General features: G+C 73.0%; 9 protein-coding genes, 1 rRNA gene and 3 pseudogenes. 1 reads left to right on the forward strand and 12 read right to left on the reverse strand.

Translation table 11 applies throughout. From position 1 onward, the window contains the following. The 8 genes and pseudogenes from BJF81_RS07285 to pheS form a co-directional block, all read right to left on the reverse strand. Nucleotides 1-147: ribosomal RNA gene (locus BJF81_RS07285) — 16S ribosomal RNA — on the reverse strand; the annotation flags it as partial. Nucleotides 148-539: 392 nt separating this feature from the next. Continuing rightward, nucleotides 540-1,814 (reverse strand): tyrosine--tRNA ligase, encoded by a 1,275-nt coding sequence (gene tyrS / locus BJF81_RS07290; RefSeq protein ID WP_075957781.1) that lies wholly within the window; start codon nt 1,812-1,814, stop codon nt 540-542. Between the two features lie 89 nt (nt 1,815-1,903). After that, a pseudogene (locus BJF81_RS07295) lies at nt 1,904-2,556 on the reverse strand (DNA-3-methyladenine glycosylase). Between the two features lie 46 nt (nt 2,557-2,602). Continuing rightward, nucleotides 2,603-4,024 carry an argininosuccinate lyase gene (argH, locus tag BJF81_RS07300; protein ID WP_143780720.1) on the reverse strand — a complete coding sequence of 474 codons (1,422 nt, stop codon included), beginning with the start codon at nt 4,022-4,024 and terminating at the stop codon, nt 2,603-2,605. Nucleotides 4,025-4,076: 52 nt separating this feature from the next. Further along, nucleotides 4,077-4,589, reverse strand: coding sequence for an arginine repressor (gene argR, locus BJF81_RS07305; protein WP_377465422.1), 513 nt, complete (start codon nt 4,587-4,589; stop codon nt 4,077-4,079). A gap of 117 nt (nt 4,590-4,706) precedes the next feature. Continuing rightward, nucleotides 4,707-5,486 carry an SDR family NAD(P)-dependent oxidoreductase gene (locus BJF81_RS07310; RefSeq protein WP_075957783.1) on the reverse strand — a complete coding sequence of 260 codons (780 nt, stop codon included), beginning with the start codon at nt 5,484-5,486 and terminating at the stop codon, nt 4,707-4,709. Between the two features lie 22 nt (nt 5,487-5,508). Further along, nucleotides 5,509-8,064 (reverse strand): phenylalanine--tRNA ligase subunit beta, encoded by a 2,556-nt coding sequence (pheT, locus tag BJF81_RS07315; protein ID WP_075957784.1) that lies wholly within the window; start codon nt 8,062-8,064, stop codon nt 5,509-5,511. After that, nucleotides 8,064-9,157 (reverse strand): annotated as a pseudogene (pheS, locus tag BJF81_RS07320) (phenylalanine--tRNA ligase subunit alpha). The gene pheT and the pseudogene pheS overlap by 1 nt, the downstream one beginning before the upstream one ends. 56 nt (nt 9,158-9,213) lie before the next feature. Between pheS and BJF81_RS07325 the strand changes: the two are divergent. Further along, the gene (locus BJF81_RS07325) at nt 9,214-10,080 is read left to right on the forward strand and encodes a DUF368 domain-containing protein (protein WP_075957785.1); all 867 of its coding nucleotides are present in this window, start codon (nt 9,214-9,216) and stop codon (nt 10,078-10,080) included. A 1-nt stretch (nt 10,081) separates the two neighbouring features. On the opposite strand, the gene BJF81_RS07330 is transcribed toward BJF81_RS07325, so the two are convergent. The 4 genes and pseudogenes from BJF81_RS07330 to infC all read right to left on the reverse strand — a co-directional run bounded on the left by BJF81_RS07330 (nt 10,082) and on the right by infC (nt 12,247). Continuing rightward, a complete protein-coding gene (locus tag BJF81_RS07330) occupies nt 10,082-10,894 on the reverse strand; it encodes a TrmH family RNA methyltransferase (protein WP_075957786.1) in 813 nt (270 codons plus the stop codon). Between the two features lie 29 nt (nt 10,895-10,923). Further along, a pseudogene (rplT, locus tag BJF81_RS07335) lies at nt 10,924-11,309 on the reverse strand (50S ribosomal protein L20). 46 nt (nt 11,310-11,355) lie between these two features. Next, on the reverse strand, nt 11,356-11,550 hold the full coding sequence (gene rpmI / locus BJF81_RS07340) for a 50S ribosomal protein L35 (protein WP_075957787.1): 195 nt from the start codon (nt 11,548-11,550) through the stop codon (nt 11,356-11,358). 73 nt (nt 11,551-11,623) lie between these two features. Beyond that, the gene (gene infC, locus BJF81_RS07345; protein ID WP_075957827.1) at nt 11,624-12,247 is read right to left on the reverse strand and encodes a translation initiation factor IF-3; all 624 of its coding nucleotides are present in this window, start codon (nt 12,245-12,247) and stop codon (nt 11,624-11,626) included. Nucleotides 12,248-12,403 lie beyond the last annotated feature (156 nt).

Here is a 12,403-nt window from a genome sequence, read left to right on the forward strand (position 1 = left end):
TTATCCCAGAGTGAAGGGCAGGTTACTCACGTGTTACTCACCCGTTCGCCACTAATCCACCCAGCAAGCTGGGCTTCATCGTTCGACTTGCATGTGTTAGGCACGCCGCCAGCGTTCGTCCTGAGCCAGGATCAAACTCTCCGATAAAAACCAAAACTCTTACCAAAGAATCCAGTTTCCTGACAAACAAACCACCACGCCCCACCGGGGGGCAGGAACGCGATGGCCAAACAAATACATGGCATCAATAAACTGACACGCTGTTGAGTTCTCAAGAATCGGACACACACCACCAGAAACCCACACAACCGTGCAAGCCTCATCCGGGGCAACCTCTCCAGGTTATTCCCTCCATCGCTGCGGAGTCAACTCCGCGGGCGGTTCGAGACCGCCTGGTCGATGAGGGGTGCCGACCCGGGACCGGCCACCGTTCCCGGTGTCCGTGCCTCCCTGTCGGTGCGGCGAGAGATAACTTTAGGCACGTGGCCCGCGGAACACAAATCCGCAGGTCAGACGCCTGATCGTGGCGCGGTGGGACCTCAGGGCGTGGCTGGGCCGTCGCTGCGGCGGACCGCGGCGAGGTTCTTCCGGCCACGGCGCAGGAGCACGACCTCGCCGTGGAGGAAGTCCTGCTCCTGGAGGGTGCGCTCGACGTCCTCCACCTTGGCGTTGTTCAGGCTGACGCCACCCTCCGCCATCAGACGCCGGGCGGCGCCCCTGCTGTCCGCCAGGCCGGCGAGCACGAGCGCCTCCACGAGGCTGGCGCCCACGGGCACCTCGGCGCCGGGCAGCTCGGCCGTCGCGTCGCGCAGGGTGCCAGCGTCGACGGTGGCGGGATCCCCCCGGCCGAACAGGACCCGGCTGGCGGCCTCGACCTGAGCGGTGGCCGCCTGCCCGTGCACGAGGGTGGTGACGTCGGCGGCGAGGGCGCGCTGGGCCTCACGCAGGTGCGGACGTTCCCTGGCGGCGACCTCCAGCTCGGCGACCTCCGCCTCGTCACGGTCGGTGAACACCCGCAGGAGCTTGCCCACCTCGCTGTCCGCCACGTTGATCCAGTACTGGTAGAACGCGTAGGGGCTGGTCATGTCGGCCGCGAGCCAGACCGCGTTGCCGGCGGACTTGCCGTACTTCTCGCCGTTCTCGTCGGTGATGAGCGGTGTGGTCAGCACGTGGGCCGTCCCGCCCTCCGCCCGGTGGATGAGGTCAACGCCGGCCGTGAGGTTTCCCCACTGGTCCTGCCCGCCCGTCTGCAGGGTGCAGCCGTGCTCGCGGTAGAGGTGCAGGTAGTCCAGCGCCTGCAGCAGCTGGTAGCTGAACTCGGTGTAGGAGATGCCCTCCTGGCTCTCGAGCCGGGCGGCGATCGCCTCCTTGCGGATCATCTGGTTGACCCGGAAGTGCTTGCCCACGTCGCGGAGGAAGTCGAGCGCGCTCATCGGGGCGGTCCAGTCCAGGTTGTTGACCACGACCGCCGGGTTGTCCCCCTCGAAGTCCAGGAAGGGCCGGACCTGCTCACGGATCCGTTCCACGTAGTGGGCCGTCGTCTCCTTGGTCTTGAGCACCCGCTCGGACGTGGGCCTCGGATCGCCGATGAGGCCCGTGGAACCGCCCACCAGGCACAGGACGCGGTGCCCGGCCCGCTGCAGGTGGCGCAGGACGATCAGCTGCACGAGGTTGCCGAAGTGCAGGCTGGGGGCGGTGGGGTCGAAGCCGCAGTACACCGTCAGGGTGTCGTCGAGCGCCTCGCGGAGGCCGGCCTCGTCGGTGGTCTGGGCCACCAGCCCCCGCCACTGCAGCTCGTCGAGGATGTTGGTCACGCTCGCAGGTCCTTCCGGTGGGGTGTATGCGGTGTCCCTGACGGCGGCACAGGGTCGGGCAGGTGTCATGGGACGGGTGCGGGCCCAGCCTACGTGCGGGGCGGGTCGGTCCCGGCCCGGCCGGGACGCCGTCGGGCCGTCCCGGGACGGTACGCGGACACGGTCGGGTCCCCGTCGATCCAGAAGCGCCACGGATGCAGCCGTCCGTCGCCGCCCTCCCCCGAGACCCCCACCCGTGGGCCCTGACGCACGGTCCCGACCTCGCCGTCCGCGACCCGCAGCTCCACCGGGCTGGCGGCATCGAGCAGGTCCAGGCCGTCGTGCTCGCGCCCCAGGCCGAGCGCGGAGGCAGCCGAGCCGGTCCGCGGGCCAGGTCCCGGGCCGGGTGCGGCCGGGCCCGGCCCGCGTCGCGTCGGGCGCGCGCGGACTCCATACCCGCGACGACCTCCCCGGCCCGCAGCAGCACCGCGCTCGCCTCCCCGTCGGGGCCGCACACCACGTTGCAGCACCAGTGCATCCCGTAGGAGAAGTAGACGTAGAGGTGCCCGGGCGGGCCGAACATCACCTGGGTGCGTGGCGTGGGGCCGCGGAAGGCGTGCGAGCCCGGGTCGCGGGTGCCCGCGTAGGCCTCGACCTCGGTGAGCCGGACCGTCACCCCGCCGGCGCTGACGTGGGCCCCGAGCAGGGCGGGCGCGACCTGCAGGACCGGTCCTGCCAGCCAGTCGCGGCGCGGCTGCACCATCGGGGGCAGGGGCGGACGCGCACCCGGCGCTCCTGCCCCGACGTGCTCAGTCACGCACCTGCGGAACGTCCTGGACCCAGTGCCGGTGCCGCGCAACCTGCTTGAGCAGATGGGCGTGCTGCTCGCTGACCCGGGCCGGGGCGGTGCCCCCGTGGGCGTTGCGGGAGGCCAGCGACCCCGCGACGGTGAGCACCCCGCGCACCTGCGGGTCGAGGTGCGGGCTGATCGCCGCGAGGTCCTCGTCGGAGAGCTCCTCCAGGCCGATGCCGCGCTCCTCGCACACCCGGACGCAGCCGCCCGCGACCTCGTGGGCGACGCGGAAGGGAACTCCTTGGCGCACCAGCCACTCGGCCACGTCGGTGGCGAGGGAGAACCCCTGGGGGGCGAGCTGCGCCAGCCGGTCGGTGTCGAAGGTCAGGGTGGCCACCATCCCGGCGACGGCGGGGAGCAGGACCTCGAGGGTGTCGACCGCGTCGAAGACCGGTTCCTTGTCCTCCTGCAGGTCGCGGTTGTAGGCCAGCGGCAGCCCCTTGAGGGTGGCCATCAGCCCGGCGAGGTCGCCGATCAGCCGGCCGGCCTTCCCCCGGGCCAGCTCGGCCACGTCCGGGTTCTTCTTCTGCGGCATGATGCTGGACCCGGTCGAGAAGGCGTCGTCGAGGGTGACGAAGCCGAACTCGGCGGTGGCCCAGAGGATGACCTCCTCGGCGATGCGCGACAGGTCGACCGACACCATGGCCGCCACGAAGGAGAACTCCGCGGCGAAGTCCCGGGAGGCCGTGCCGTCGATCGAGTTCTCGCTGGGCCGGTCCATGCCCAGGTCGTGGGCGATCGACTCCGGGTCCAGCCCCAGCGAGGACCCGGCCAGCGCCCCGGACCCGTAGGGGGACACGGCCGCCCTGACGTCCCAGTCGGCCCAGCGGTCCACGTCGCGCAGCAGGGCCCACGCGTGCGCCTGCAGGTGGTGGGCCAGCAGCACCGGCTGCGCGTGCTGCAGGTGCGTGCGGCCCGGCATGGCCGTCGTGGGGTGGGCCGCAGCCTGGTCGAGGAGCGCCTGGACGACGTCGAGCACCTTGGCCGAGAGCAGGCGGGCCTGGTCCCGCAGGTACATCCGGAACTGGGTGGCGACCTGGTCGTTGCGGGAACGGCCCGCCCGCAGCCGCCCGCCCACGTCGGGCCCGATCCGTTCGATCAGCCCGCGCTCGAGCGCGGTGTGCACGTCCTCGTCGTCCGGCGCCGGGACGAACTCCCCGGACCGCACGTCCTCGCCGAGCTGCCGCAGTCCGCCGAGCATGACGCCCAGGTGCTCGTCCGAGAGCAGCCCGGCCCGGTGCAGGACCCGGGCATGGGCACGGGACCCCGCCAGGTCGTACGGCGCCAGGCGCCAGTCGAAGTGCGTGCTCTTGCTGAGCGCCGCCAGGGCGTCGCTGGGGCCGCCGGTGAAGCGACCTCCCCACAGGCTTGCCGTCATGGCCCCATCCTCCCCCATGACCGCCCGTGCCCGCCCGGCCCCCCGCGGCACGTCATGGGCCGACGTCCCCCAGGTCGGCGATCGAGAGCAGCCGCTCGGCGGTCTCCGGCCCGCCGTCCGGAGCCGTGGTGATGACCAGGATGGTGTCGTCGCCGGCGATGGTGCCGAGCACGTCGGGGTCGTCGCTGCGGTCGATCGCCGCCGCGAGGTACTGGGCGGCTCCCGGAGGCGTCCGCAGGACGACCTGGTTGCCGACCGCGCGGGCGCTCACGAGCAGCTCCTGCAGGAGACGGACCAGGCGGGCCGAGACCTGCTGGGCGTCCTGAGCGGGGCGGGGCGTGGTGTCCCCGCCCTCGCCGGGCACGGCGTACACGAGCTGCCGGCCGCGGCGCACCTTGACCGCCCCCAGGTCGACGAGGTCACGCGACAGCGTCGCCTGGGTCACGTGGATGGCGTCCTCGGCCAGGAGGTCCAGCAGCTGCGCCTGCGACCCCACCGCGTGCCGTTCGAGCAGGTCAGCGATCCGCTGGTGCCGGGCCGCCCGCGTCATCGGAATGCTGGTCACGGCGTGACTATACAAGAGCATGCATGAGTATGCGCTCACTCGCCGCCGTGCCGTCGTCGGCCGTGCGGTCGTGGGCCATGTGCCGGTGGCACCGTGCCGCCGTGGGCCGTGCGGGCGTCAGCCGCGGAGGGGATCGTCCTCGCCCCATGGGCGCAGGCGGAGCATCCGCTCCCCCTCGCCCAGGCCCGCCCGGGAACGTGCGCGCAGCAGGTCGAGGTCGTCCGTGCCCGCCCGCAGGAAGCGGCCGCTGAACCCGTCGAGCTCGCCGTGGGCGATCGCCAGGACCAGCGCCTTGACGTCCTCCGGGTCGGTCCAGTCGGTACGCCCCTGGTGCATCCGCATCGAGTGCGTCATGTCGGACTCGATCACCCCCGGCGCGAGGTCGAACGCACGCACCCCGTGCTCCGCGCCGGCCAGCGCGACGCCGCCCGTCAGCCTGGCGAGGGCTGACTTGGAGGCGTGGTAGGAGGTCAGCACGTCGCTCTCACGGGTCCCCGAGCCGGAGTTGAGGTTGACGACGCGCCCTCCCCCGCCGGCGATCATGTGCGGCACCACCGCGCGCATGAGCAGGAACGGTCCCTTGACGTTGGTGACCATGACCTGCCACCACTCGTCGACGTCGGCCTCCCACAAGGGCTGCTCGGTCTCGACCAGGCCCGCGTTGTTGACGAGCAGGTCGATCCGTCCGTGGCGGTCCACCACCTGACGGACCGCCTCCTCGACGGCCGCGGCGTCGGTGACGTCGCACGCCAGCCCCTCGGCCCCGTCGGTCACCTGGCCCGAGCGGGAGAGGCCGACGACCGTCCAGCCGTCGTCGAGCAGCGCGGCGACGATGTGCGCACCGATGCCGCGCGAGGCACCGGTGACGAGGGCGACGTGGGCGGGGGGAGCGCTCATGCAGCCCAGCCTAGTCGGCGGGTCAGCGCTGGGCGGCGCCGTGGTCCTGCGTGGCGCGGGCCACGGCGGCGTCGCGGGCGGTGTTGACCTCCTCGGTGGTCAGGGTGCGGTCCGGGGCCCGGAAGTGCATCCGGAAGGCCAGCGACTGCTGGTCCGGCCCGACCTGGTCGCCGACGTAGACGTCGAACAGCTCGATGGCCTCGAGCAGGTCCCCCGCTCCGGCGCGCAGCGACTCCTCCACGTCGCCGTACCGGGTCGACAGGGGGACCACCAGTGCTACGTCGGAGGCGGCAGTGGGGTGGGTCGACAGCGGGCGCGCCTGGGTGCGGTGGTCGCTGGCCCGCAGGAGCACCTCCAGGTCGAGCTCGGCGGCGGCGGTCCGGTCGGGCAGTCCGAGGCGCTGGACCACCTTGGGGTGCAGCTCGCCGGCCCAGCCGACGGTCGTGCCGTCGGCGAGCGTGAGCTCCACGCAGCGCCCGGGGTGGAAGGGTGCCCGGTCGGCCGGCCTGCGCCGGACGGGGACACCGAGGGTGTCCGCGACCGCGTGCGCCCAGGCTGCGACGTCGGTCACGTCGACGTGCCGGCCGCTGCCCCACCAGCCGGCACGGTCGGCCTGGCCGGCGGCCATGAGCGCCACGTGCCACGGCTGCGCCGGGACGGCCGCGCGGATCGTCGCGAGGGTCTCCTCGTCCGGGCGTGCACCGACACCGGGCACCGGGGCCTTGGCCGCGTGGTCGGGGAGCGTGACCGTGTCGATCTCGAAGAGCGCCACGTCGCGGCTCCCGCGGGAGACGTTGCGGCGCAAGGACTCGGGCAGGGTCTGCAGCAGCTCGGTCCGCATCAGCGGTGCCTCGTCGGAGAGCGGGTTGGCGAGGCGCAGCGCCGCGCGGCGCGGGTCGTCGGCCGGCAGGGCGAGCTCCTCGAACCTGCTCTCGCCGACGAAGGGGTAGGTCAGCACCTCCTGCAGGCCGGATCCGGCCAGGGCCGCCGCCACGGCCCGGCGGGAACGCTGCGCGTGGGTGAGGCCGCGCCCGCCGGTGGCCCGCGGCACGACGGAGGGGATCTTGTCGTAGCCGTCGATCCGGGCGACCTCCTCCACCAGCGTGGGCGCGTCGGTCAGGTCGGGCCGCCAGGTGGGCGGGACGACCGTCAGCATGCCCTCGCCCTCGGCCCGGACGTCGCAGCCGATCGCCTCGAGCAGCTCGACGACCCGCGCGGCCGGGTAGTCCACCCCGACGTAGCGCGTCGGCAGGTCCACCTCCATCCGGATCGGCGCCATGCCCGTGGTCGGGCGCTCGTCACGGTCGGTGATCGCCGGGTCGGCGGTGCCACCCCCGTGCTCGACGAGCAGGTCGACGGCGAGCTGGGCCGCCGCCGCGGCCACCGCCGGGTCGACCCCGCGCTCGAACCGCTTTGCCGCCTCGCTCGAGAGGCGGTGGCGCCGCGAGGTGCGGGCGACGGTGCGGGGGTCGAAATGGGCCGACTCGATGAGCACGTCGGTGGTCGTCCCGGGCGTCACCTCGCCGTCCTCGCCGCCCATCACGCCGGCCAGGGCCAGGATGCGCTCCCCGTCGGGGCCGCAGGTGATGAGCAGGTCCTCGGGGTCCAGCTCGCGGTCGACGTCGTCGAGCGTGCGCAGCCGCTCACCCGCCCGCGCCCGGCGGACCACGATCGGGCTGTCCAGCGTGGCCAGGTCGAAGGCGTGCAGCGGCTGGCCCAGCGCGAGCATGACGTAGTTGGTGACGTCGACGGCCAGGCCGATCGGGCGCATGCCGGCCTCGGTCAGGCGGCGGGCCATCCACTCCGGCGTCTGCCGGGTCAGGTCGAGTCCCCGCACGACCCGGGCCACGTAGCGGTCGCAGCCGGGCACCTCGCCGTGGGGGCGGTGCTCGTCGCGCAGCTCCACGGCATACCCGTCCCCCGTCGCCGGGTCGACCGGCAGGTCGGCGGGGTCACGGTATGCCGCGCCCGTCGCGTGGGAGTACTCCCGGGCGATGCCGCGGATGCTGAAGCAGTAGCCGCGGTCGGGGGTGACGTTGACCTCGACGACCTCGCGGTCCAGGCCGAGGACCCCGACGAGGTCGTCGCCGGGCGTCAGCCCCAGCTGCTCGACCTGCTCGTGGCCGAGCAGACGTGGGAGCACGATGATGCCCTCGTGGTCGTCGCCGATGCCCAGCTCGCGGACCGAGCAGATCATCCCGGCGGACACGTGGCCGTAGGTCTTGCGGGCGGAGATGGTCATCGGACCCTGCAGGGTCGGCAGCACGCCTCCGGGCAGGATGACCGCCACCAGGTCGCCGACCTCGAAGTTGTGCGCGCCGCACACGATACCCTGGGGCTCGCCGGTGCCGTTGGCGTCCGCGACGTCCACCTGGCACCAGTTGATCGTCCTGCCGTTCTTCTGCGGCTCCGGGTGCTTCTCCAGCACGCGGCCCACGACGAGCGGGCCGCCGACGCCGCTGGTGTGCAGGCCCTCCTCCTCGAGGCCCACGGAGACCAGGGCCGCGGCGATCTGCTCGCCGGTGACGTCCTGCGGCAGCTCGACGTACTCGCCCAGCCAGTCGACCGGAACCCGCATCAGATCTCCATCCCGAACTGCGCGTTGAAGCGCACGTCTCCCTCGATCAGCTCCCGCATGTCGGTGATGCCGTGGCGGAACATCGCGGTCCGCTCCACGCCCATCCCGAAGGCGAAGCCTGGTAGCGCTCCGGGTCCACGCCGCAGGCCCGCAGGACGTTGTGGTTGACCATGCCGCAGCCCCCCCACTCGATCCAGCCCGTGCCGCCGCACGTCCGGCACCCGGTGTCCTCCCCGCGGCAGACGAAGCAGCGGAAGTCCATCTCGGCGCTGGGCTCGGTGAACGGGAAGTAGGCCGGGCGCAGGCGGCTGACGATGCCGGGGCCGAACATCGCCTCGGCGAGCCGGTCGAGCGTGCCCTTGAGGTGGGCCATCGTCAGCCCCTCGTCGACGGCCAGCCCCTCGAGCTGGTGGAAGACGGGGGTATGGGTGGCGTCCAGCTCGTCGGTGCGGAAGGTCTTGCCGGGCACGGCCACGTAGAGCGGCACGCCCCGCTCGAGCAGGGACCGCGCCTGGACCGGCGAGGTGTGCGTGCGCAGGACCAGGCCGGCGTCGGCCGGGTCGACGAAGAAGGTGTCCTGCATCTGCCGTGCCGGGTGGTCCTTGTCGAAGTTGAGCGCGTCGAAGTTGAACCACTCGGCCTCCACGCCGGGCCCCTCGGCGATCTCCCACCCCATGCCGACCATGGCGTCGGCCATCCGTTCCGCGGTGACCGTCAGCACGTGCCGGCGGCCCAGCGGGCGGCGGGCGGGCACGGCCGTGAGGTCCATCGCCTCCTCGACGAGGATCCGCTCGTCCCGCTCGGCCTCCAGCTCGGCCTGCCGTGCGGTCAGCGCGGCGTTGACGCGGCCGCGCGCCTGCCCGACCCGCTTGCCGGCCTCGGCCTTGGCGCTGGGCGGAAGGGCGCCGATCTCGCGGTTGGCCAGGGCGAGCGGGGAGCGCTCCCCGGCGTGCGCCAGCCGGGCGGCCTTCAGGGCGTCGAGGGAGTCGGCGGCCTCGATCGCCGCGAGCGCGTCGGCGACGGCCTGGTCGACCGCCTCCGGCGCGAGGGCGGCGACCTCGACGGGGTCGTAGCTGGTGTTGGGTCCGGACACCTGCGCAAGTGTAGGCGGCGGCACGACGACCCCCGACGAGCGCCTAGTCTGACGCCATGCCCCCCGTGACGACCTCGATCCTGCATGCGGCCCGCGGGGCGCTCGTCGGCGCCGCCGAGGTGGTGCCCGGCATCAGCGGCGGGACCGTCATGCTCATCGTCGGCATCTACGAGCGGCTGGTCACCTCCGCCGGGCACTTCGTGGGCGGGCTGCGGCTGCTGCCGACCGACCGGCCCGCGGCCCGGGCCGAGCTGGCCCGGGTGCGCTGGGACGTCGTGCTGCCGGTGGTCGCGGGCATGGTGCCGGCGGCGTTGCTCACCGCCGCGCTCGTGGCGCCGGTCGCCGAGCGGCACCCGGTGCCCACGCTGGGGCTGTTCCTGGGGATGAGCGCGGCCGCCGTGCTGGTGCCGGCGACCATCGTCGGGCGCGCCTGGTCGTGGCGCTACGTCGCGCTGGCGGCCGTGGTGGCCGTGGCGGCCGCCGTCCTGGTCGGCCTGCCTCCCCAGCACCTGCCGACGCACCCCGCCGTCGTCTTCGCGGCCGCCGCGGTCGCCGTCTGCGCCCTGGCGCTGCCCGGCCTCTCGGGCTCGTTCCTCCTGCTGACCCTGGGCCTGTACGAACCCACCCTGGCCGCCCTCAACGAACGCGACCTGGGCTACCTGCTCGTCTTCGGGGCGGGTGCGGCCGTCGGCCTGGCGTCCTTCCTCCGCCTGCTCCAGCGGTTGCTCGAGCACCACCACGTGCCCACCCTCGTCGTGCTCACGGGTGTGATCCTGGGGGCCTTGCGCGCGCTGTGGCCCTGGCAGGACGAGGACCGAGGACTGCTGGCGCCCGACGGACAGGTGGGGGTCACGCTCGCCCTGGCCGCCCTGGGTGCCCTCGCCGTGCTGGTCCTGGCGCTCCTGGGCCGCCGGTCGGGCTGACTCAGACGGCGCCGGTGGCCACCGAGGAGGCGTGCAGGCACACGGTCGCCGCCATCGCCAGGTTGAGCGACTCGGCCCGGCGGATCGGCACCGACACCGCGGCGTCGCACCCCGCGAGCACGTCGGGAGGAAGGCCCCAGGCCTCGTTGCCCATCACCCAGGCGTGCGGGCCGGTGAGGTCGACGTCCGGCAACCGGGTCTGCCCCGACCCGTCGGCCGCGAGCAGGCGGATGCCCCGGGCGCGGCAGGCCTGCAGCACCTCCTGGACGGGGGTGCCCACGCTCACCGGCAGGTGGAAGAGCGAGCCCGCGGTGGACCTCACCACCTTGGGGTTGTAGACGTCGACCGAGGCCGCGCTGACGACGACGGCCGCGGCGCCGAAGGCGTCCGCGGCCCGCAGCACCGTGCCCGCGTTGCCCGGGTCACGCACGTGCGCGAGCACCACGACGAACCCCTGCTCCCCGACCGCCGCCAGCGCCTGCTCCAGCGGGACGTCGACCCGCCGGGCCACCGCCAGCAGCCCCTGAGGGTGCTCGGTCCCCGCCATGACGCCCAGGACGTCCGCGGTGCACTCCCGCACGGCCACCCCGAGGCGCACCGCCTGCTCGACGAGGTCGGCGTGGCGGTCCAGGGCCGCGGGGGTGACGTAGAGGACCTCGGCCGCGCCCGCGGCATACCCGAGCAGCTCGCGCACGGCCTGCGGCCCCTCGACGAGGAAGCGCCCCTGCCGGTCGCGGGCAGCACGACGCCCCAGCGCCGTGACCTGCCGGACGCGCTCGCTGCGGGTGCTGCTCAGCGGCGGGAGGCCGGTCACGGGGCTGGGGCGGACGTGGGGTGTGCCGGTCAGGCGGCCGAGTCGGCCTTCTCGCCCTCGGCGGGGACGTTGGCCCTGGCCAGGTCGACGAGCGCGACGAAGGCGGCCTCGTCGTGCACGGCCAGCTCGGCCAGCATGCGGCGGTCGACCTCGATCCCGGCGGCCTTGAGGCCCTGGATGAACCGGTTGTAGGTCATCCCGTTGGCGCGGGCGCGGCGTTGATCCGCTGGATCCACAGGCGACGGAAGTCACCCTTGCGCTTGCGCCGGTCGTTGTAGGAGTAGACCAGCGAGTGGGTGACCTGCTCCTTGGCCTTGCGGTAGAGCCGGCTGCGCTGTCCGCGGTAGCCGCTGGCGCGGTCCAGGACGACCCGACGCTTCTTGTGGGCGTTGACCGCCCGCTTCACGCGTGCCACGTGATGTCTCCTTGTGTGTGCTGGGAGGTGCGGAAGGTGCTGCGGCTCAGAGGCCGAGCATCTTCTTCACCTTGCGGACGTCGGACGGGGCGACCAGCTTGTCGTTCACGAGACGACGGGCCGCCTTGGAGCTGCGCTCCTGGAACTTGTGGACGTGGCGGGCCCGCTGGTGCATGACCTTGCCGGTCCCGGTCACCCGGAAGCGCTTCTTGGCGCCGCTGTGGGTCTTCATCTTCGGCATGGGCCGATCTCCTTCGTGCGTGGGCCCGCTGCTGCCGCGGGCGTGGTGGTGCGCAGGTGGACGCCGGGGCGTCTCAGGCCTGCTCGGTCTGGGTGGTGCCCGCCTCGGACGCGGCGGGAGCCTCGCCCCCCGGCTCGCCGGTGCGCGACCGCTCGGCCTCGCGGCGCTTCTCCTGACGGACGACCGTCTTCTTCTTGGTCGGCCCGAGCACCATGACCATGTTGCGGCCGTCCTGGCGCGGGGCGCTCTCGACGAAGCCCAGCTCGGCGACGTCCTCGGCCAACCGCTGCAGGAGCCGGAAGCCCAGCTCCGGTCGGGACTGCTCCCGGCCGCGGAACATGATGGTCACCTTGACCTTGTCGCCCCCCTTGAGGAAGCGGACGACGTGGCCCTTCTTGGTGCCGTAGTCGTGGTCGTCGATCTTGGGACGGAGCTTGATCTCCTTGATGACCGTGTTGACCTGGTTCTTCCGGGACTCCCGGGCCTTCATGGCGGTCTCGTACTTGTACTTGCCGAAGTCCATGAGCTTGGCGACCGGGGGACGTGCCTCGGGGGCCACCTCGACCAGGTCGAGGTCCGCCTCGGCGGCCAGCCGCAGCGCGTCCTCGACGCGCACGATGCCGACCTGCTCCCCGTTCGGTCCCACCAGCCGGACCTCGGGAACACGGATCCGGTCGTTGATGCGAGGCTCGCTGATGTGCTTGCTCCTTCGTCCGTCATGACGACCAGGCACCAGAAAGGCCTCCTGGCACCAGGTGCGCAAGAGGCCTGTCCACGGGTCCGTCCGGTCGCGGAAGCGCCGGTGGGTATGCCGTGGACGAACCACGTCAAGCCCGTGCACCGAGGTGGTGCG

Source organism: Ornithinimicrobium sp. CNJ-824 (assembly GCF_001942405.1).
Classification (GTDB): domain Bacteria; phylum Actinomycetota; class Actinomycetes; order Actinomycetales; family Dermatophilaceae; genus Ornithinicoccus; species Ornithinicoccus kibberensis.

Coding starts and splice junctions, on each gene's coding strand:
- rpmI (WP_075957787.1), bottom strand. CDS start 11,550: ATGCCGAAGATGAAGACCCACAGCGGCGCCAAGAAGCGCTTCCGGGTG.
- pheT (WP_075957784.1), bottom strand. CDS start 8,064: ATGCGGGTTCCGGTCGACTGGCTGGGCGAGTACGTCGAGCTGCCGCAG.
- argH (WP_143780720.1), bottom strand. CDS start 4,024: ATGACGGCAAGCCTGTGGGGAGGTCGCTTCACCGGCGGCCCCAGCGAC.
- BJF81_RS07325 (WP_075957785.1), top strand. CDS start 9,214: ATGCCCCCCGTGACGACCTCGATCCTGCATGCGGCCCGCGGGGCGCTC.
- BJF81_RS07310 (WP_075957783.1), bottom strand. CDS start 5,486: ATGAGCGCTCCCCCCGCCCACGTCGCCCTCGTCACCGGTGCCTCGCGC.